The sequence below is a fragment of the Streptococcus sp. Marseille-P7376 genome, from assembly GCF_902460385.1.
Lineage (GTDB): Bacteria > Bacillota > Bacilli > Lactobacillales > Streptococcaceae > Streptococcus > Streptococcus sinensis.
The window spans coordinates 1-22074 of record NZ_CABPTS010000007.1; the positions used below are offsets into that span (position 1 = coordinate 1).

General features: G+C 37.2%; 22 protein-coding genes. All 22 read right to left on the minus strand.

Annotated features, from left to right (window positions below; translation table 11 throughout):
* Positions 1-322: 322 nt before the first annotated feature.
* The gene (locus FZ952_RS05045; RefSeq protein ID WP_148880838.1) at positions 323-1555 is read right to left on the minus strand and encodes a nucleotide sugar dehydrogenase; all 1233 of its coding nucleotides are present in this window, start codon (positions 1553-1555) and stop codon (positions 323-325) included.
* Between the two features lie 27 nt (positions 1556-1582).
* A complete protein-coding gene (gla, locus tag FZ952_RS05050; RefSeq protein WP_148880839.1) occupies positions 1583-2674 on the minus strand; it encodes a UDP-glucuronate 4-epimerase Gla in 1092 nt (363 codons plus the stop codon).
* The gene (locus tag FZ952_RS05055; RefSeq protein WP_262366335.1) at positions 2649-3713 is read right to left on the minus strand and encodes an NAD-dependent epimerase/dehydratase family protein; all 1065 of its coding nucleotides are present in this window, start codon (positions 3711-3713) and stop codon (positions 2649-2651) included. Before FZ952_RS05055 ends, gla begins: the two co-directional genes overlap by 26 nt.
* Before the next feature lie 36 nt (positions 3714-3749).
* Positions 3750-3902, minus strand: a complete 153-nt coding sequence (locus FZ952_RS11935) for a heparan-alpha-glucosaminide N-acetyltransferase domain-containing protein (protein WP_148880907.1) — start codon at positions 3900-3902, stop codon at positions 3750-3752.
* Positions 3903-3936: 34 nt separating this feature from the next.
* Entirely contained in the window at positions 3937-5406 is a 1470-nt protein-coding gene (locus tag FZ952_RS05065; protein ID WP_148880840.1) for a lipopolysaccharide biosynthesis protein, read from the minus strand.
* A gap of 1 nt (position 5407) precedes the next feature.
* Positions 5408-6622 carry an O-antigen ligase family protein gene (locus FZ952_RS05070; RefSeq protein WP_148880841.1) on the minus strand — a complete coding sequence of 405 codons (1215 nt, stop codon included), beginning with the start codon at positions 6620-6622 and terminating at the stop codon, positions 5408-5410.
* Positions 6622-7536, minus strand: coding sequence for a glycosyltransferase domain-containing protein (locus tag FZ952_RS05075; RefSeq protein WP_148880842.1), 915 nt, complete (start codon positions 7534-7536; stop codon positions 6622-6624). The genes FZ952_RS05070 and FZ952_RS05075 overlap by 1 nt, the downstream gene beginning before the upstream one ends.
* Positions 7537-7544: 8 nt before the next feature.
* Complete coding sequence (locus FZ952_RS05080; protein WP_148880843.1) at positions 7545-8588, minus strand: glycosyltransferase family 2 protein; 1044 nt, start codon at positions 8586-8588, stop codon at positions 7545-7547.
* Positions 8589-8623: 35 nt separating this feature from the next.
* Positions 8624-9343: a 2-C-methyl-D-erythritol 4-phosphate cytidylyltransferase gene (locus FZ952_RS05085; RefSeq protein ID WP_148880844.1), complete on the minus strand. Its 720-nt coding sequence runs from the start codon at positions 9341-9343 to the stop codon at positions 8624-8626.
* 27 nt (positions 9344-9370) lie between these two features.
* Positions 9371-10231: a phosphorylcholine transferase LicD gene (locus FZ952_RS05090; RefSeq protein WP_062201433.1), complete on the minus strand. Its 861-nt coding sequence runs from the start codon at positions 10229-10231 to the stop codon at positions 9371-9373.
* Positions 10232-10248: 17 nt separating this feature from the next.
* On the minus strand, positions 10249-11466 hold the full coding sequence (locus FZ952_RS05095; RefSeq protein WP_148880845.1) for a DegT/DnrJ/EryC1/StrS family aminotransferase: 1218 nt from the start codon (positions 11464-11466) through the stop codon (positions 10249-10251).
* A 14-nt stretch (positions 11467-11480) separates the two neighbouring features.
* A complete protein-coding gene (locus tag FZ952_RS05100) occupies positions 11481-12173 on the minus strand; it encodes a sugar transferase (RefSeq protein WP_148880846.1) in 693 nt (230 codons plus the stop codon).
* Positions 12174-12181: 8 nt separating this feature from the next.
* The gene (locus tag FZ952_RS05105; protein ID WP_148880847.1) at positions 12182-13990 is read right to left on the minus strand and encodes a polysaccharide biosynthesis protein; all 1809 of its coding nucleotides are present in this window, start codon (positions 13988-13990) and stop codon (positions 12182-12184) included.
* A 23-nt stretch (positions 13991-14013) separates the two neighbouring features.
* Positions 14014-14724, minus strand: a complete 711-nt coding sequence (locus FZ952_RS05110) for a tyrosine-protein kinase (protein ID WP_148880848.1) — start codon at positions 14722-14724, stop codon at positions 14014-14016.
* A 9-nt stretch (positions 14725-14733) separates the two neighbouring features.
* Positions 14734-15429 carry a CspC family polysaccharide chain length determinant protein gene (locus FZ952_RS05115; RefSeq protein WP_148880849.1) on the minus strand — a complete coding sequence of 232 codons (696 nt, stop codon included), beginning with the start codon at positions 15427-15429 and terminating at the stop codon, positions 14734-14736.
* Positions 15430-15491: 62 nt separating this feature from the next.
* Entirely contained in the window at positions 15492-16223 is a 732-nt protein-coding gene (gene cps4B, locus FZ952_RS05120; RefSeq protein WP_062201444.1) for a capsular polysaccharide biosynthesis protein Cps4B, read from the minus strand.
* A gap of 3 nt (positions 16224-16226) precedes the next feature.
* Complete coding sequence (locus FZ952_RS05125) at positions 16227-17678, minus strand: LCP family protein (protein WP_148880850.1); 1452 nt, start codon at positions 17676-17678, stop codon at positions 16227-16229.
* 371 nt (positions 17679-18049) lie between these two features.
* Complete coding sequence (nrdG, locus tag FZ952_RS05130; RefSeq protein WP_148880851.1) at positions 18050-18649, minus strand: anaerobic ribonucleoside-triphosphate reductase activating protein; 600 nt, start codon at positions 18647-18649, stop codon at positions 18050-18052.
* Complete coding sequence (locus tag FZ952_RS05135) at positions 18636-19160, minus strand: GNAT family N-acetyltransferase (protein WP_148880852.1); 525 nt, start codon at positions 19158-19160, stop codon at positions 18636-18638. Before FZ952_RS05135 ends, nrdG begins: the two co-directional genes overlap by 14 nt.
* Before the next feature lie 9 nt (positions 19161-19169).
* Positions 19170-19667: a GNAT family N-acetyltransferase gene (locus FZ952_RS05140; protein ID WP_148880853.1), complete on the minus strand. Its 498-nt coding sequence runs from the start codon at positions 19665-19667 to the stop codon at positions 19170-19172.
* 55 nt (positions 19668-19722) lie between these two features.
* Entirely contained in the window at positions 19723-19860 is a 138-nt protein-coding gene (locus FZ952_RS05145; RefSeq protein WP_187423871.1) for a hypothetical protein, read from the minus strand.
* 1 nt (position 19861) lies between these two features.
* Positions 19862-22057, minus strand: a complete 2196-nt coding sequence (nrdD, locus tag FZ952_RS05150) for an anaerobic ribonucleoside-triphosphate reductase (protein ID WP_148880855.1) — start codon at positions 22055-22057, stop codon at positions 19862-19864.
* Positions 22058-22074: the final 17 nt, after the last annotated feature.

Here is a 22074-nt window from a genome sequence, read left to right on the forward strand (position 1 = left end):
ATCGATAAGGCTGTCTATGCCGTATTATTGGAACACCTTGTTTCAAAAAATACCAGATGAGGTGTTTTTTTTGCATGCCCTTTTATGGCTCAAAAAGTGTTAAAAATAAGACAGTAACCTCGGAATAGCTACTGTCTTATCTCATTTTTCACTTAAAGCCTTGACAGACTTGACAAATGGTAGAAAAGAGCCCAAAAAGTTTCAGGTTCTTTTTCATTCTCCCCTCCATCACCAACCGCTCCCAATATAAAATAATTGGCTAGAATGTGACATTGTAGAGGGAGATTGAATCATGTAACTCTGCTACAAGATATAAACTGAATTAATCTCGTTTGAAAATATCCCTAGTGTAAACTTTTTCTTGTACATCTTCTAAGCTTTCATCAAAACGATTGGCAATAATCACTTGACTAAGTTCTTTAAATTTTTTGAAATCATTGACCACCTTACTGCCAAAGAAGGTAACACCATCCTCAAGTGTTGGCTCGTAAATAATAATGGTGACACCCTTGGCCTTCAGACGTTTCATAACACCTTGAATAGAAGATTGCCTGAAATTATCTGAGTCACTTTTCATTGTCAAACGATAAACACCGACAGTAATGTCTCGCTCCCTAGCTGGCTCATAGGAGTCATTGCCAACATAAGCACCAGCAAGATCTAAAATCCGATCGGCAATATAATCTTTCCTTGTCCGATTACTTTGTACAATCGCTGTCATCATATCCTGAGGAACATCAGAGTAATTTGCAAGAAGTTGCTTGGTATCTTTAGGAAGACAATAGCCACCATAGCCAAAGGAAGGATTGTTATAGTGAGAGCCGATCCGTGGATCTAAACAAACTCCATCAATAATAGCTTGAGTGTCTAGACCCTTCATCTCAGAATAAGTATCCAGCTCATTAAAATAAGAAACGCGCAGAGCGAGATAAGTATTCGCAAACAGTTTCACCGCTTCAGCTTCTGTAGAGCCCATATACAATGTATCAATATCTTCTTTTAAAGCTCCTTCTTGGAGCAATCCCGCAAAAGTTTCAGCAGCGCCTACCAAGTGCTCATTATTTTTATCTGTCCCTAAAATAATTCGACTCGGGTACAGATTATCATAAAGTGCTTTTGATTCACGCAAAAACTCAGGGCTAAATAAGATATTTTCAGTCTGAAACTTCTTCCGCGCTGACTCTGTATAGCCCACAGGAACTGTACTTTTAATCACCATGATTGCCTCAGGGTTATATTTCAGCACTGTTTTTATGACAGACTCTACAGCAGACGTATCGAAGAAATTCTTTTTTGGATCATAATTAGTTGGAGCTGCAATCACAACAAAATCTGCATCCTGATAAGCTTCTTCTGCATTCAATGTAGCCACTAAATTTAACTCTTTTTCTGCAAGATATTTCTCTATATAGTCATCTTGGATAGGAGACTGTTTTTGATTGATTAAGTCGACTTTCTCAGGAATGATGTCCATCGCTACTACTTGATGATGCTGAGACAACAAAACTGCAATGGACAAACCAACATACCCTGTACCTGCTACTGCTATTTTCATACTTTTTCCTTTCATGGAAGAATATTATCATTCATTATAATATTCTTTATACCATTCTGCAAATTTTCTTAAGCCTTCTCGCAAAGAAGTTTTTGGCTTAAAACCAAAATCTCTCTCTAGAGCACTTGTATCTGCATAAGTAACGGGAACATCCCCTGGCTGCATAGGAACTAATTTTTTATGATTATCGAAGTCATAATCCTCTGGTAAAACTCCAGCTCGAATTAGTTCTTGCTGCAGGATATCAACAAAGTTTAAAAGATTTTCTGGCTGATTATTACCAATATTATACACTTTATATGGTGCTAAGGGTAGATTATCAGTTCCTATTTGTTTTACCGGAGCAGATTGCATCACCCGTAAAATTCCCTCAACAATGTCATCTACATAAGTGAAATCTCGTTTACAATTACCATAATTATAAATTTCAATATCAGAACCACTTCGTAATTTGTCTGTAAAACCAAAGTAAGCCATATCTGGTCGACCTGCAGGACCGTAAACCGTAAAGAAGCGTAAACCTGTAGAAGGAATATTATAAAGCTTCGAATACGCATGAGCTTGAAGTTCATTAGATTTTTTAGTTGCAGCATAGAGCGAAACAGGATTATCTACCTTGTCTTCCGTTGCAAACGGAACTTTTGTATTTCCACCGTATACTGACGAAGATGAAGCATAAACCAAATGTTCTACACCACCACCGTAAATCTCATAAGACTGGCGACAAGCTTCCAAAATATTATGAAAACCAATAATATTACTTTCTATGTATGCATCTGGATTTGTGATCGAATAACGAACCCCCGCCTGCGCTGCTAGATTAACAACTATTTGAGGATGATATTGGTTAAAAACTTCATCAATGAAAGTTTTATCTGAAATACTTCCTTTAAGAAATATCCAGTTTTTTTCTGGATACTTCTCACTAAGCTTGTCAATCTGATCTAATCGATAATCTTTGAGTTCAACATCATAGTAATCATTCAAATTATCCAAACCAATGATTGTCATCGGTCCGTCTAACTCTAATAATCTCTTAACAAGATTTGAGCCAATAAAACCAGCAGCTCCTGTAATGAGGATTGTTTTATTTTTAAAATTGATATTTTTTTGTTCCATTATTATTTTCCTTTTGATTATCTTGCAAATCCAATATCATCATATTAAACATATCCTCTAAATCATATAGCGGCTTCCAGCCCAACTGCTTTAACTTACTTGTATCTAAATTCATACAAAGAGTAGGAGCATAACCATATTTGTTTTCTTCTTCCGCTATTATTACTTTGATTCTTTGCTTAGATATTTTACGAGATACAAAAACAGCCATATCATAGATACTACAATATGTAGCCTCATTAGCCACATTATAAACATTGCCACTGTCAGCTAGATAGAGCACTTGAAAAATAGCGGTCAATGCGTCGTACACATGTAGGTAACTTCTTTTTGTTAAACCTTTTGTTTTTAAGCAAATATCTTTATTTTCAAGTACGCAACGTGCAAACTCTGCAAAAATTCGTCCATCGTTGTATTCAACTCCAGGTCCAAAAGTTTGAGTTAAACGTAAAATATTAATAGGCAAATCATATTCCCGGCTGTAAGCTACACATAAATTTTCACATAGCCTCTTGCTTTCAGGATAGCATGAACGAACATCCATCGTATCAATATTAGTCCCTGAGGTTTCAAAGATTTTTTCATCAGATTGAGGATAGCCATAAACCTCCATCGTTGATAGATATATGAATTTTTTTAGTTTACTTTTTCTAGCAAACTCCAGTAGATTTTTAGTACCATCTATTGCAACAGACAACGTGTCTATTGGACTTTCTATAAATCCTTTGCTTGAAGTTTGGCTAGCAGCATGAATGATATAATCCACGTGGAGGTTGCTTAAGTCAACAGTTCTAACATCTCCTACTAGGTATTCTAAGTTGTCTACCTCTTCTCCAAAACATGCTTTAAGTTTTTTAACATCCCGAACTAGAGCGATTATTTTTAATTTCTGCTTTGATTTTGCATTCCATGCCAATAAAAAACGAATTAAGGTTTTTCCAATTAACCCTGTTGCACCTGTAATTAAAAATGTTTTTCCGTTATCCTCTTGTTCTAACAATTCATTTAATATTTGAAATTCTTTTTCGAACATCTGCATCTAAACTCCCTGAAAATATCAATTTCTTTTAAATTTTTAAGCAAATAATCTTTTAGATATAATTAGAAACAATGACACACCAATTTCCTTATAATACTTTATAAGACTTGGGAGAGCTTCTAAATATAGTTGATTATATCTATAAAATAAATGATAGATCACGACTAGTAATATAGCAATGCCTCTCAGTCCTTAAAGCTACGTGTTTCGTTCTCTCATTGCATCACCTCTTTTTAAATCTTTTTACGATTAGTTTAGTTGATAATTGAAAAATCATTTTTCGATAGCTAGGAAAACACAAAATAACAATACTATAGATGAGCATAGCAAATACTATAGTAAAAAATTCCCATCCAACACCACTTGATAATGGCAGTAAAGCAAAGACTACAATTCCCATAACAGACGAACTCATATAAGGTGGCAAAAGATTTTTCAACATCTGCAAGAAAGGAATTTTGAGGTATTTTTTAGCTAAGAAGAGATTAATGAAACCATAAAATAATCTAATAAAACATCTCACTACAACAATTACTTCAAATCCAAAATTCGAACAAACTGCTAACAAAGGAATCATGAGAGTCAACTGGAGGCCTTGAGATAATACTGATAATTTTGGCAGTCCTTTGGCAGTAAATATCAAACTAATATATTGTCCAACAAGAATTGCAAAACAGTTCACTAAGCTATACAAACCAATTAAAAAGCTAGCTTCTTTCCATTGGCTTCCTAATAAAATATATGTAACTAAGTCCTGATACAGAAAAACTCCAACGCTTAAGGGAATTAGAATGATGCCAACTGTTTTCTGAAAAGTATAAAATAATTTATAAAATTGTTCATCATCACCTTTAGTTGCTGCTAACGCCGACAGTAGAACTGAACTTGTTGCCGCAATAATCATATTAAAAATGCTATTTGTTAGAGTAATGGAGTTTTTATACAAACCAATATAATAAGACGAAAGTGTTTGACTTAGTATAAAGATATCACCATTAGTTGTTAGCCACAGCAAAATAGATTCAACTAATATCCAACTACTAAAAGAAAACATTTCCTTCAGCTTGACAAGACTGTATTCGAAAGAAGGTCTCCATTTAGATTGTATTGTCAAAACCAATGCAACTGAAAACTGAGCTACTAACGACCCGATAATAACACTCCAATAGCTAAAACCTAAAAATGCTAAAGGTAGAGTTACACCAACGGGAATAACGACCATTAAAATACGTATCCAAAATAACACTTTGAATTGAAAATTTTTCTTCAAAATAGCCGATTGTATACTTGAAAATGAGGTGAAAATTAAGCTGATGCTAGAAAACGATATCGCATGTCCTAATCCACGACTCCCAACCATGCTAGCAATCTGCTCTGAAAATATTACAATCAGTAACATTAAAAGACAAGAAATTCCCATGTTAGTCCAAAATGCCACATTTGCGTTATCAATTAACTCTTTTTCATTATTAAATTTTTTTTGAATAATATATTTTTGAAATCCAGCATCTGTAAAAACATCCGCAAAACTGATGACCATATTAACTGTTGCAATAACACCAAATTCCGAAGGAGTTAGCAAACGTGCCAAAATCATTGCAGTTATTGGAGTTATTAATTTTGTTGCAATTTCTGTTAAACTTGACCATTTTACAGAATTGACGATAGTTCCTGACATTTTTGTATCTAACATACTAGCTCTTTTCCAAATCTGTATTCAAAGATAATACTATTAATATTAATATTGTCCTAAAATAAAAAACAATACGAGAATAAAAAGTAACTGTTATCATATCTGACAGGATCAAACTAATTATTAAAATCAATAACATATCTTTCAACTTAGATTTTTCTTTCAAAAAAATAGTTATACTAAGAAGCGATAAGTACCCATAATAAATGATAAATCCTATTATTCCACCACTTACTAACAGTTCTAAAAAAGTATTATGGCTGTAATATCCATATCCCCCAAATTTTGCAAATGCTCCAATCCCCCAACCAAATATAGGCTTTTCTGAAAACATTCTCCAGGCCGTTTCCAACATATCTATCCGCTTAAGTGTTGAAGTAGCATCTACAGACACCCCGGCTATATCACGTCCAATCCCTAATGTTAACAACATTTCATCAATTCTTTTTCCGACCAATGTATATAATAGTGGGTTATGCTGGATAGAAAACCACAAGATTCCTATTGCTAAAATAATAAGTATGGTTATTTTAATATTGAGTGTAAATAAACTTTTAATTCCGTAATATAAAATAGGAATTAACATAAAAAGTAGTCCAGCTTTTGATCCACTTAATAGTATAAAGATAACTTGAAGAACAATTAAAAACAAATATGTCTTGTGACGCTCATGAATGTATAGGAATAAAGTTAGCATGCCCAGTATTCCAAATAACCATGCGATTGTATTCGGATTTATATCTGAAGACAAGCCTAATCTATAACCTATATGTCCTTTTAAATAATCGGTCCACCTATACCTTAATATAGGAAGCTCACTTAAAAATATAAAAAACGAAGTGATAATAGTTGTAAAAAACAATGTATTCTTTAGGATATAAAAGAAATCTTCACTATATTTCAAAAATAATAGATAGATATTTAAAATATTCAAAAAAGAAACTATATTATATAAGAGAGAGAAATTCTCAGTGTTATCCGATAATTTTACTCCAATTAAAGATGTGTAAATTGATAATAATATTATCCATACGACTCCTGTGTTGATTTTAATTTTTTGATCATCAAACAATAAAAGAAACAATCCAATTATTGGAGTTATATATAATTCTCTTCCTCTGAAGTATAATTCATCAAACAATATAAAAGCTATGAAAGCCCCAATAAGCAATAAATTAAACTTTGTTCGTTTTTTATGTATAACAATTTTTCTCATTATAAATGATTCAACCCTCTATTAAACCTCGGATTTTTATTTAAATTATTACCTAATATACAAATTTCATCTGATGGAATTTGATTTTTCCATATTAAATATGGCAAACTTAATTGATCCCGAGTTGGGAATTTTAAATATTCCTCCCACCATTTATCCATTAATTTGCACATCAATTGACTATTATGATTTCGAATCATAATAGTATTTTCGTACAGGCCATTATGTGATGGGAAACCTTCATTTCGATAAATCTTGAGCTGTTGATTAACAATTGACATATCTGCTTTTTTAGCATACTTAATCATAATTGCTTCGTCATAAATACAGTCTCTCTGGTTGTGAAAATGAACTCCTAAACTAGATGATTTCATATTTTCAATTAAAGGTTTCATACTACAAACTATTTCAATCAACCCATCTACATAGATACTATAATCATAATCTTTCAGATAAACATGTGGCAACATTTTTATTTTACGGTTTAATTGAATAGGTGAAAGTTTATTATACTCTTCGAATTGTGTAATATCTATTTTTTTCCATTTGGAGTCACTTGGTAAATCTAAATCAGTAAACATGAAATAGTCAATATCGCAATCAATGTAAAGAGGTTCTATAATAGAATCATATCGTCCGACGATACAACTATAAACTGCAATTTTTTTTCCTGTTATATCTAACTCTCCTGATGTATTAGGCTTGATAACATTTCCGGCTGTTGATGACGGTATCTTAATAAAGATTTTAAAAAATATATCTTCAATAATCTTTTTAAAATTACCATTTTTAAAATAGTTTATATATTTTTCATTTCTACGTTTTTTTTGAAATGATGAAGAATAAAACAACTCCTGATATCTTTTATTTATTTCTACAGCAGTTTGATCATATTTTTCTTCATTCTTTTTCATTTTATCCACTATGTATTCCCTCTCATAATCAGTAATAGTTGAGAAATGAGCAACAGACTTCTGTATCTCTCTTTTATAAATAACATAACATATAATCTATCTTTAAATGAAGCATTTAACACTATCGAACTGTTCGCTTCTATATCAAATGCAACGCTATTTTTTAAATCTTTTAATTTAACTATTTTATCTAGAAAAGATAAACCACTCTCACGATGCATCATTACTTTAACTATTTGTCCTAAATACATCGCCATACTGTGGGCATAATATTCATTCTGAATTTTTTCATTAATTAGCAACTTCAATTCAGACTCTGCTACTTTTTTTATAGCTACAATTCTATTTTCCTGATATTTGGTAGAGGTGCTATGAGATAATCTTCTATAATAAATATAAAGAATATCTGGAATAAACAGTATGTTTCTAAATACTGCATATAATTCCAAGTTCAACAACCAATCTTCTCCACCGAATTTTATGTCTGTATCAAATCTAATTTTATTATTTTCAAATAATTCCTTTTTGAAAACTCCATTCCAAATACCAGAAAAACAACCGCTATTGCGCACTCTAGGATAGCTATTGAAAAATTCAGCACGACTCATATAAATTGGAGCATCATTTATACAGAGCCCTTTACAACCATATATATCTTCCTTTACTTTATTTTCAGTAAATATTTGGACTCTCTTACGATTAAATCGAACTATATCAACATTGAACTTATTTATATAATCACAAAGAACATTTAATGCATCTTCACTTATTTCATCATCATTATCCATAAACATTAAATACTTTCCTGAAGCATTCTCTATGCCAGTATTTCTAGCCGAACACAGTCCCTCATTCTTCTGACTATATAATTTCATCCTAAAATCGTTTTTACAGAATTCCTCACAAATACTCTGGCTATTATCTGTCGAGCCATCATTAACAAGAATAACTTCAAAATTCTTAAAAGACTGATTTTGTAATGAAGTCAAAGCAGGTATCAGGTATTTTTCAGAATTATATACAGGCATTATAATGCTAATCAGTGGTATCATAAAATATTTATTTCCTTTCAAAATATCCTTTTATGTTAAATACCAAATATCTGCGAATTTTCTTTAGCTTCTAAGATTGCTCTAAAAACATAGTAATCTGAAGGAAAAGTTATCTTGATATTCTCAGAAGGACCCTCGACAGTATGTAATGTATATCCAAAGAAACTCATTAAACTGGCCGAATCAATAAAATCATTAATCCCTTGTTCTTGGGCTTTTAAATGAGATTGATAAATATCCTTAAGTATAAAACATTGAGGAGCTTTTGCAATTTGACATTGACTTCTATCTATAATTTTGCCAACGGTATCATTCTCTCCTCTTAAGCTTATTGTTTCGCTGGCTACTGATACTGTTATAGCAGAGCGATTTTTTTGCACACATTCTATATCCTTGGATATAGTTTCAGCATTAATTAACGGTCTAACCCCATCATGTATTAAGACAATGCTATCCTCTGGGAACTTTTTAAAAGCCTCATCCAATCCATTAAAAATTGATTCTTGCCCAGTCGCTCCTCCTGAAACAATACTGCATACCTTAGTAATTTTAAATTTTTCTATCAAGTCCTGGCAATAGTCTTTCCATTCTGATAGGCAAACCAAAACAATAGCATCAATTTGTTCATGTCTTTGAAACTGTTCTAATGTATATATAAGAATAGGTTTCCCGTGCAATTCTAAAAATTGTTTTGGCTTGGTCTTAGAATTCATTCGTTGACCTGTTCCTCCAGCAAAAATAATGGCAATATTCATATTATTTCCCCACTTTTATAATTAAGTTTATTCATTTTTTATGCAGTAATAAATACCTTTGAATTGTTCATATGGTTCCGTGGTACTAATATATATAGTATCGTGCTTAGGCACTCTAGATTCAACTGGTGGTAGTTGCATATAATCTCCCCATATCTTTGATAAATATTCCTTGTAACCTCTCATAACTGGCAAACTGTAACCTTCAAAATCACACCGTATAACACTATCAAAATCTTCTTTTGGATGTTCTATCAACATCCCTTTAACAGCTCCTATTAATTCTGTAACCTTACTACACTGTTCCCAAGAATACTTAGACATTTGTTGTTCTGAGTATTTCCATAACTTATATCTAATATTTTGAGAGGGAACCAAAAAATACATAATTTTTGCCATGTTTCTAAGCAGCCCCCCCTTATTATCAGGTAATCTCTGGACATTAAACAGAGAGAAGACAAAAGCATGAAACAATTGCAAACATCGTCTAATTCTAGAATCAGGACAAGCATCAATCGGCATTATTTCGATTCCTATACCATGGCAAATATCATCATTAATACTATGTCTATTAATAAATGTTGTACTCCTATCTCGTATAGAAGCTCCTGCATCATGATAATTATGTTTTCGATCGGTTCTACAATAAACATATCTTGATTTTTGATTATATTTCGACCAAATTACCGCCAATCTTTCATAATCTTTTCTAGGCATAAAGATATCCACATCATCATCCCATGGAATAAACCCTTTATGCCTTTCAACACCAATTAGACAACCTCCACAGAGAAAATAGGTCAAATTATGTTCTTTGCAGAACGTATCAAAATACACTAAAATTTCTAATGTTTTCTCTTGCAGTTTTCGTACATTAACAGCAGTCATTAAATTTCCTCTTACTATTATTCATCAAACAATTGATTCAATATAAATTTATAGTTATCAATAATATATTCCACTTCCTTATCACTTAGTTTGGTATGTAACGGTAATGTAATTTCATTTTCAAAATAGCGATATGCGTTTGGATAATCTTTGATATCGAATCCTAAATCTTTATAGGCTGTCAACATTGGTAGTGGTTTATAGTGTACGTTGCACGCAATGCCTGCTTCAGCCATCTTTTGAATAATCAAGTTACGTTCTTCTAAACTGATTCCTTCGACATGTGTAACATACAAGTGTCTAGATGACTGATAGTGAGGCCCATCATGTTTCAGGGGTGAAATAGGCATACCTTCAAATGCCTTATCATATTGAGCAACAATCGCTTTTCTTCGTTCCAGTAATTGAGGATATCTTTTTAATTGTACTAACCCAATTGAAGCCATGATATCTGTCATATTACACTTATAAGCTGGCTTCACAATGTCATATTCCCAAGATCCTAACTGAGTTTTTGCTAATGCGTCTTTGGTCTGACCATGAAGTGATAAAATCTGAAATTCTTTATACAATTCATCATCATCAATATCAGGATGTGATTTCCAAGTGACACTGCCTCCTTCTGCTGTTGTAAAGTTTTTTACAGCATGAAAAGAAAATGATGAAAAATCAGCAATATCACCAGCAGGAACATTTTTGTACGTTGCGCCTAAGGCATGAGCACTGTCAGAAATAACTACAATCCGATTAAAGACATCTTGTAACTTACCAGTCGCTTTAAATAGATGCTGTTTTGTAAAAACAATATCGAAAATTCTATCATAATCACATATAATTCCAGCTAATTCTACAGGGATAATCGCTTTTGTATTGGATGTAATGGCTTTTTCAAGCAAATCATAATTCATTTCAAAAGAATTTTCCTGAATATCAACCATGACAGGAGTCGCACCTACATGAGTGATAACACTACAAGAAGCTGTATAAGTCATCGCTGGGACGATAACCTCATCTCCTTCACCAATCTCTAAAACTCGCAGAATAAGCTCCAAAGCTGCTGTAGCAGAGTTTAAACATACCGTACGATTAGTATGGGTATACTCTGATAAACGTTTTTCTAATTCTTTTGTTTTAGGTCCGGTTGTAATCCAACCTGAACGCAAGGTGTCTGCAACTTCAGCGATTTCTTCCTCTGTAATATCTGGGGGGGAAAAAGGGATATTATATTCTGTCATGATAGATCACTCTCCTATTTAACTACTTCCACTACTGTCTGAATCATGATTTTTAGATCATTAATAAAACTAAACTGTCTCAAATACTCTAAATTATAGTGCATTTTTGCGGGCAAAACCTCTTTCACATATGCATCATCAACCGTTAAGCCACGTTCGACACAGCCATTGATTATAAGATCTTCATCTTTGAACGAAATGCTTGCTGGAGAGGTTATCCCAGCTGGCAATAATAAAGTTGCTTTCATTTCATCTGTATACTGATTGGTATATTTAGGAACTTCTGGTCTGGTACCAACAAAACTCATATCTCCTAATAACACATTAACCAATTGCGGCAGTTCATCTATCCGATATTTCCGAATAAACTTTCCAATTTTAGTAATGCGGTTATCATTGTGAGAGGTTACGAGAGAGCCTTTTTTATCAGCTCCCTCAACCATGGTCCGAAATTTCCAAATTTTGAATTCTCTGCCATACTGCGTAATTCGGACTTGCTTATAAATAGCCGGACCCGGACTATCTAGTTTTATCCAAATCCCAATTATCAAAATAACTGGAAAAAATAAGACAAGTAGTACAAAGGCTAATAAACGGTCCATTAAGAATTTAAAAAACAATGAAAACCTTTTATCTCTGAGAAATTTGTAATACCTTTTTACTTCTTCGTTCCTAATTTGGATTGGTAAATCTTCGAACTTTATCATCTATACCCCTACTGCTGTGCAAATTCTACTAACTTTTCTTTCAATTCCGAACCATCTAAATTAGAAATAGACTGAATGAACGCATCCACTTCTGTATTAGAAACGGTCTGCACATTCCCTACAAATATCTTTTCATAGATTTGCTCATCAACCCGCTCCTCGTTTGAGAGTAGCTCCTCATATAATTTCTCTCCTGGTCGAATCCCAGTCTCTACAATCTGTATTTCTTCTTCCGTATGTCCGCTTAGTGTAATCATTTTTTTAGCTAAATCTAAAATTTTAACTGGCTCACCCATGTCTAATACGAAAATTTCTCCGCCATGCATTAACGCTCCCGCTTGAATGACTAGGCGACTTGCCTCAGGAATTGTCATGAAATACCGTGTCATTCGGAAATCTGTCACCGTAATTGGAACACCATTTGCAATTTGTTCCTTGAATAGTGGCACAACACTTCCTCGACTGCCTAAAACATTTCCAAAGCGAACTGCAGCAAATAAGGTTTTCCCCTCTTCGTTTAAACTTGTGACAATCATTTCGGCAACACGTTTCGTAGCCCCCATGACATTTGGAGGATTCACAGCCTTATCGGTAGAAACCATCACAAACTTAGCAACTCCAGCCGCCTTAGCAGCCTCAGCAACATTTCTTGTTCCATAAATATTATTTTTAACTGCTTCAGTTGGATTATACTCCATTAGAGGAACATGCTTATGTGCAGCTGCGTGATAGACACGATCTGGTCGGTACTCTTTCATAATATGAAATATCCGCTCTCTGTCCTGAATATCCGCTATGATAGGAACAATTTCTACCTCTTCTCCGTAGTTAGTAGTCAGCTCTTTATGGATTAAATAGATAGAATTTTCTCCATGGCCTAATAGTAATAACCTTGCAGGAGAAAAACGAACTATCTGGCGACAGAGTTCTGAACCAATTGAGCCTCCAGCTCCCGTAACCAAGACTGTCTTACCTTCAATATTGGACTGTAAACTTGTTTGGTCAAGTTTAACTTCTTTTCTCCCCAACAAATCAGCAATATCAATTTCTCTTAATTTGTGTACTTTTAACTTCCCTGTAACAACTTCTTCATACTTTGGCATAGCACTGACTTTAGCGCCTGTCTTTTTACAAAGAGAGAGAATGCGCTCATACTCATCTGGTTTAAGCGACGGAATAGCCACTACTATTTGACTTATCTCATAATTTGCTACAATTTCTGGAATTTGTTCGTCTGTGCCTACAACCTTAATACCATGCAGGAGCGAACCCTGCTTACTTACATCACGATCCACCACTGCAACAATTTTTAATTCTGGTGAGTCTTTTAGAGCGGTTGTGATAAATAAGCTTCCGCCATCTCCTGCTCCGACGACCAAGGTTCTGCTAACTTTACTTTCTTCAACTTCCGTATAAGTAGTCCCGTTCTTAAAACTGTACCACATTCTCCAGCCAAGTCGCATAGATATAGTAAACAAAATAGAAAACATGCAGCTAAGCAACAGAAAACGATAACTAATTTTCAGCGAGAATGCTATTTCTATAAGGAAAGTAATAAAATAGGCACCTAATAAAATAAAACTTATGGTACTGAGAGTCTTATAATCTGTGTAACGATTAATGATCGAAAACAATCGAATTTTAAGACCAATTATGAAATAAAGGGCGGCAACTCCTGTTAAAGTTTGTATTAAATTCAAATCTGATAACAGAACATACTCAGATAAGAAAAAGTATGCTACATATCCACTAAAATATATCAGAGTAGCATCAGCTAACATCAAAATAATTCTTTTTTGTGATCGTGTTAGTTCCATTGTCCCCCCCAGATTTATATTATCTACTTAGTATTTTCTTTCCCATAGTTTCCGTAATTACCATACGCACCATAGATTCCGTATGAGCCATATTTATCCATAGCCACGTTGTATTTATTTAAAATAACTCCTAGGAATGGTGTGTCTGTTTGTTCCAGCTGTTCTTTAGCCTTCTGAACCAGCTTGCGTTTGACAGCTCCTGCCTCTGTGACCAGGATAGAAGCATCACATTTTTGTGCAATGATGGCTGCATCGATAACAAAACCGATTGGTGGTGTATCGACAATAACATAATCATAATATTTGCGCAAAACATTCATCATAGAGTCAAAGTTTTTGCCCTGAAGAAGTGCTGTTGGATTAGGAGAGGTTTGTCCAGACTCAATAACAAAGAGATTCTCTACATCCGTCTCACACAAACCTTGAGACAGATCCGTCTTTCCTGCTAAATAGTCTGTCAAACCAGTTATTTTCTCTTTTGATTTGAAGACCCCAGACATGACTGAATTTCGGATATCCGCATCAATCAAAATAGTTTTATAGCCAGCTCTGGCAAAAGCAATGGCCAGATTTGTTGAAGTCGTTGACTTTCCTTCATTGGGCTGAACAGAGGTCAAGGCAATAATTTTGAGGTTGTCCCCGCTCAACTGGATATTGGTACGAAGGGCGTTGTAATACTCTTCTGTCTTCTCAATAGAAGCTTTTCTGCTTCTTGATAATTCTAATCTCGGCATACTATCTCCTTATTTCAGTTTATTCATGTCAGGTACAACGCCAAGCAAGGTCAAACCCATAACTTCTTCAATATCTTCTGGCTTCTTCACTCGGTCGTCTAGAATATCTACCAACAGTACAACTACAACCATCACAACGCCTCCCGCAAGGAAGCCAAGCAACACATTGCGGCGGACATTTGGTGAAGATGGCTCTTTAGGCACTTCCGCTTCTTCCAAGGTTGTAACATCTGACACTTTAGTAACCGCAATGATTTTTTCTGCAGCCACTTCGCGAAGCGTATTGGCTATTCGGCTAGCCTCGTTCGGATTCCCATCCGCTACCGTGATTGATACAATCCGTGTGTCGGTCGGTACTGCAACAGTCACTTTTTCAGATAATCCAGCCGGTGTCGTCGGCAGATTTAGCTCTGAAATCACGCTCGCTAAAACGTCTTGGGATAAAATGATTTCTTTATAGTCTTTTACCAGATAAGCCCCTGCTTGCAAATCTTGATTTGTCAAAGCATTGTTGTCAGATTGCTGGCGATTGACAACGTAGATCCGTGTCGTACTCTGATAAGAAGGTTTCGCTAAAAACACACTGTAACCCAATGCTAAAATAGCCATTACTAAAGCTGTCAAAACAATCAGAAACTTTCTTTTCCAGACTGTTTTCAACAAGGACAAGACGTCGATTTCAACCATTTGATTTTCTTGATTCATTTTCCTATTTTTCTCCTAAATTAAGATTGATGGTTTAACAATGCGAGGAACCGCTCCACAAATTAAATAAACTCATCACTTAACAGAATTTCCTGATTTTTTCTAAATATTCGTTCTGCATATGATTCTCCGTATTTCTTAGCGATGATATCATAGGCTTCTTTTAGATATGGTGGACGGGAAGCCAAATTATGCATATCACTCGCTACAAAATGCACCAAATCATGGTCAAGAAAGAATTGAGCTCGTTTTTTCATAAATTTATATTTGTCACCAAACAATTTTGGCTTCAGAACACTGGAGCTGTTAATCTGCATATAACAACCCATATTTATCAACTCACGGACTCTTTTCTCATCATTTTCTAAGCAATGGTAACGCTCAATATGAGCAACTACTGGAGTCAGCCCCAGACGCAAAACATTGCTCAAAGCTGAGTGAATTTCCTTGTAAGGAGTACTCATACTAAACTCAATCAAAGCGTAAGTCGTCCCCCCTAATTTGGGAATCCGCCCCTGCTCTAACTTTTCCAGAACATCACTTGTATAATAAATTTCTGCTCCGTAAAGAATCGTCAAATCATCTGCGATTTCCTTGGCCAACTCCTGTACTTGCTTGAAGTTTGCTGCAATCTTTTCTTCCGGAGTCTCAAACATTCCTTTTCTGCGATGAGAAGTTGAAACAATCGTCCTCACTCCTTGGCGATAGCTTTCTTCTAGCAAAGCTCTGCTATCTTCAATCGTATTCGGACCATCATCAACATCAAAAACAATGTGAGAATGAATATCAATCATGTTTTACTTTCCTTCCATAGTATCTTGAATGGCTGCTTTAGCCGCATTCAAGCTGTTTTGATCAATTTCCATCATATAAAGACTAGCATCTGGCATGGCATGAGATGGCAGGCCAGTCGTGCCATTTCCTGTTAGGGCTTGGGAAACTACATTATAACTACCACCAGATTCTAGCTGTGTATTCACTAAGTTAACCATGGTTTCAAGGGTCATATTTGTTTGCACAGAATCCTGCAGACCAGAGATAATACCATTGTAATTTCTCAAGGCGTCTGTTGACGTTAATTTCTGGATAATGGCCGCAATGACTTTTTCTTGATTTTTTCCGCGATCGTTATCGCCACCGCTAAGGGAATATCGTTCCCGAACAAAGGTTAACGCTTGTTCTGAGTTCAGAGAGATCGTTCCGATCGGATAGTTTGTATTTCCCACAGTAAATTCCTGGTCATTATAAACATCAATTCCGCCAAGCAAGTCAATTAATTTCAAGAAAGAGGTGAAATTGAGACGAACATAATAATTGATGTCGATCCCATAAAGATTTTCTAGGGTGTGAACGGAAGCATCAACACCGTAGATCCCAGCATGGGTTAATTTATCAGACTGGTTGAGACCGCCATCTGCAATTGGCACATAGGCATCCCGCGGTGTTGTCGTCAACAAGACTTTCTTAGTCTTCCGATTGACTGTCATAATGATATTTACGTCGGAACGAGACACAGATGAAATCGGCCCGTACGTATCAATTCCACTAACATAAATATTGAAGACATCCGCATTTGGATCTTGTTTCCCTATGGCTGTTTCAATCTTTTTAGTTAATTTATAAGAATATATTTTCTTAATCTTGGAAGCGTAGTCTGGATCCTCACTGCGAAGCGTATCCTCAAACACACTATTCAAAACAATGGCCTTTGCTTCCCCGTTTGTCAGAGACCGATAGGCAGCTAAGTAAGATGTTGCTGTGTCAACTGTCAAGTCAACTTTTTTTAGTTGAGCTACATTCTGCGTCAACGCATTGATGTTGTCAGCATCTGTCCCCGTCGGAGCTAAAACATTTGTTAAATCCTTAACATCTGTAATTTCACTGTCTGCCAGAACAGCAATGCTCATTTCATATTCTGAATAATTAGAAGTAGAATTTAAACCACTCGATAAATCCATGACTTCCTTGAAAGCATACATAGATATGGATCCTGCAAACAGAGCCAGAACAAGAACAATGCTGGTAGTAACACGCGCCTTATTTTTAAAGATAAGAAAGGCCGATGCGACTGCTAGCAGCAGAATGAAAAAAATGGTGACAATATTCAAATATCGGAAAGCCAATAGATTGTAACGAATAATCGTAAAAATTAGCAGGGCTGCTAACAAAGCATAGACACCCAAGAGTGCACTGTTCAGAATTCTAAAACGTTTTGTGTTCTTTGACGAGATCCTTCTTTTATGAGACATTACCGTTAACTACCTTCTATGTAAAATTACTCTAGTCTATTATATCACAAAAGTCCCCCTTTTTTAAGAAATTCTTAAGAATATTACATAATTGTAAAAAGTTTCTACTTTTTTGTGAACAATTTTAAATCTAAAATAGATGCCCTTTTTAAAATCAAAATAAGAAAACGATGCCTTAAAATAGGCATCGCTCGTTTCGGAAATATGTATAAAAATAGCGACAATCATTACTCTGCTAGTCTCGGATATTGACTTAAAAAAAGTAATTCTTTCGTCAAAAATAGCGCTTTGAATTATTACCAGTAAGAATCTACACTTTTTTGATTTATAACAAGGATAAAATACCAAACCCATTGGTTACACTTTATTCATTACACTAGTTTATCTCGGTCAACTTGTTCATAGGCCTGCAGCCCGTCATTGAGCTTGTCCCAGATGATTACCTCACCTGCCTGAAGGGATTTCTGCACATCGATGATGCGCTGATTAGAAGAACCGCGGAATTGCAGCATGAGATTCTTCTTTGTGATATCAAAACGGCCGTCCACCAAGATGTCAATCAGACTCAGCAGCTCCAGCTTGTCCTCCGTTTCCAGCATCATCTCCTCCCAGGTGTAGCCCGTCCAAGACCAGATATCCTTTTCCGGCAGCTCACGCCGAATCCGCTTGACCAAGGGCAGGAGAATGCCTGTATTGAGAAAAGGTTCACCGCCTAGGAGGGTCAGCCCCTGCACATAGGGCTCCGCCAAGTCTTTCATAATCTGCTCCTCCAGCTCTGGGGTATAGGGAATGCCAGCGTTGAAGGACCAAGTTGCGGCATTATAGCAGCCCTCACAGTGAAACATACAGCCACTGACATAGAGGGAGTTGCGGACACCTTCGCCATCTACAAAGTTAAAGGCCTTATAGTCAATGATTCGCCCCTTACTCAACTCCTCACTTTTCCATTCTTGGGGTTTAGGATTGTTCATCTTTATCCTCCAAACTTATCCAGTAACGCTGACTTCTATCGATTGTATTTTCGTAAACACCACCACCAGAGAGAATCGTGCGTCGACTGGCTTCGTTGTCTTCATCGCAGGTAATCAGCACTCGTTCCAATCCTTGCTTTCGAGCCTCTGCCATCCCTAGGTCTAACTGCAACTTAGCCAAGCCCTTTCTGCGTTGACTGGGCCGGATAGAATAGCCAATGTGACCACCCTCTACAAATAATTTGTCATTCAAGGACAAGCGCAGGGCTAAAAAGCCCAGAGGCAAGCCAGTCTCATCAAAGGATAAAAATTTGATTGCAGGAACCCAGCCTACTGGCAGGTTGGCAGCATCCTCCTGCTGCTCTACAATCTTTAACCAATCCTCATAATCCTTTGCTTGCTTCCAAGCGGAGCCCATGCCACCGTGCATATAGGATTTTGCAGCATCAAACTCCGCAATCATCTCTAATATCGCGTCTTTATCTTCCAAAGTTGGTCGTCTTAGCTCCATGCTCCCTCCTTAATCGACATCAATCCAGTAACGCTCTTTCCCGCCTCGAATATCCTCTAAAGCTCCGCCATTAGCCAGAATCACCGCTCGACTGGCAGCATTATCACAATCGCAAGTCACTAGGACTCGTTTAATATTTTTACTTTTGGCTACTTGCAAGCCTTGTCGCAGCTGCTCTTTGGCAAATCCTTGCCCACGCGCAGAAGGACGGATACTATAGCCAATATGCCCGCCTTCTTGGAGCAAATGGTCATTGAGCCGCAAGCGCAGATTGAGAAAGCCCACAGCCTGACCATCCGTAGCAAAAGAGATTAGTTGGATGTAAGGCACAAAACCTTGCGGCAAGCCTAGACCTGCCTCAGCTAGCTGAATAGTCTCCAGCCAATCCTCGTAGACAAAACCCGCTCCGCCAAAGAAGCCGTCGTGACGACCACCAGCTACTTCAAAGTCAGCCAGCATCTCTAAAATCTTTTCCTTGTCTTCTAGTTTCGGTCGTCTCAGCTCCATAGTGCCTCCTGATACGAAGAGAGTGAGACCGCCTTGCGCCCCACTCTGACTTCTATTATTTCTTGTTTTTTTCTAAAAATTGCTGGCGCAGTTTAGCTAACCGCTCTTTTTTGCCGCTACCGCCCTGTGAATGCTTTTCATGGAAACGCTGCACCTGAGCCTTTCCTTTGTCGTCCAATTGATACTTGCCCATCTTAATTTCCTTCGTACTTAATAGTCGAGCCATTCATGTGCTTGACCCGAGCTGATATTTCCTTGTGACGGCCATTGACCATTGGACGGGCTTGCGGATTGCCTAGGTAACCACAGGTCCGCTTGACCACATCAACCGTCTTGGGATCGCTGTTGCCACAGTTTGGACAGGTGAAGCCCCGCTCGGTCGGCGTGAAGTCTCCCTCAAAGCCACACTTGTAACAACGGTCAATCGGTGTATTGGTTCCCAGATAGCCGACCCGATCATAGGCATAGTCCCAGACCGCTTCCAGAGCTTTAGGATTTTGCTGCAGTACAGGATACTCGCAGTAGTGGATAAAGCCACCTGAGGCTCCGACTTCGGGATAAATCTTCTCAAAGTCCAGCTTTTCAAAAGGCGTTGGATTCTTGCGCACATCGTAGTGGAAGGAGTTAGTATAGTATTCCTTGTCAGTAATATCCGGAACGACCCCAAACTTCTCTGTATCCAAACGACAGAAACGGTCGGTCAGGCTTTCAGATGGCGTCGAGTAAACAGAGAAATGATAGTCATACTGATCTGACCACTCTTCCACCCGACGCTTCATATCTTTGACAATAGCAACCGTAAAGTCCTTGGCTTCAGGATTGGTTTCCCAGTCGCCACCATAAAAGACTGCTGCTACTTCATACAGACCGATATAGCCTAGGGAAACCGTTGCACGACGGTGAGTAAAGAGCTGATCCACCTGATCATACTTACCCAGACGTTGGCCAAAAGCCCCATACTGATAAAGAATCGGTGCATTGGCTGGACTGGCTTCCTTGGTCCGCTCCACTCGGTAGACCAAAGCATCCTCAGCGATATTCATCCGCTCGTTAAAGAGTTCCCAGAATTTATCCAAATCCCCCTCGGATTCAAGCGCAATCCGCGGCAGATTGACAGTCACGACACCTAGATTCATACGGCCGGAGTTGACTTCCTGACCATTTTCATCCTTCCAGCCTTGTAGGAAAGAACGGCAGCCCATCGGTACCTTGAAGGATCCAGTCAAGTCGATAATCTTGTCATAGGAAAGGACATCTGGATACATGCGCTTAGTGGCACACTCCAGAGCCAGTTCTTTGATGTCGTAGTTAGGCGTTCCCGGCTCGAGATTGAGTCCACGCTTAAGGGTGAAAATCAGCTTAGGGAAAATTGCTGTGCGGTGCTCGCTTCCCAGTCCCTTGATACGGATATTGAGAATGGCCGTCTGAATTTCCCGCTCAAAACGATTGGTCCCCAGACCAAAGCCCAGCGAAGTAAAAGGAGTCTGACCATTAGAGGTAAAGAGAGTATTAATCTCATACTCCAGCGACTGCATGGCATCATAGATGTCCTTCTTGGTCTTCGCCCAGGCGTACTCTTCCTGCTTATCCGGCAAAACCCATTGCTCCGCATCTTTGAGATGCTTTTGATAATTAAGCTCAGCATAAGGCGCCAAAACTTCATCAATCCGGTCCGCTGAGCAACCTCCGTACTGACTAGAAGCTACATTGGCAATGATTTGCGAGATTTGCGCCGTCGCAGTCTGGATAGACTTGGGACTCTCTACTTCTGCATTCCCAATCTTGAAGCCATTTTTCAGCATGCCGTCAAAGTCAATCAGACAGCAATTAGTCATAGGTGTATAAGGGCTGTAGTCCAAATCATGATAGTGGATGTCCCCCTTCTGGTGGGCATTGGCCACATGAGGCGGCAGCATCTTGAGCCCGATAGACTTGCCGACAATTCCTGCAGTCAAATCCCGCTGAGTATTGAAAACATCACTGTCTTTATTGGCATTCTCGTTGACTACCGTACGATCTTTGTTGAGAAGCTTGTCAATGCTAAAATTAATGTCTGTCGCTTTTGAGCGCTCAAAATCCCGTTGGGTGCGGTAAGTGATGTAGTTCTCCGCGATGGCATATTCCTTTGCATTCAAAAGCTCATGCTCAACGATATTCTGAATTTCATAGATTTTGACATACTTAGCGAAGCGACTAGAAATCTCGGCCACAACACGGTCCGTGATGGTTTCCAGTTTAGCTTCCAGCATAGGCGTCATGGGGCCAAGGTCTTGAGCTGCCCGAACCATGGCCTTGTAAATCTTACTGACATCAAAATTTACTCTCCGGCCATCCCGTTTTTCAACATAGATGGTTGGGGCTGTATCAAATTTTGTTTCTCTTAAAATCATCACGAACACTTCCTCTT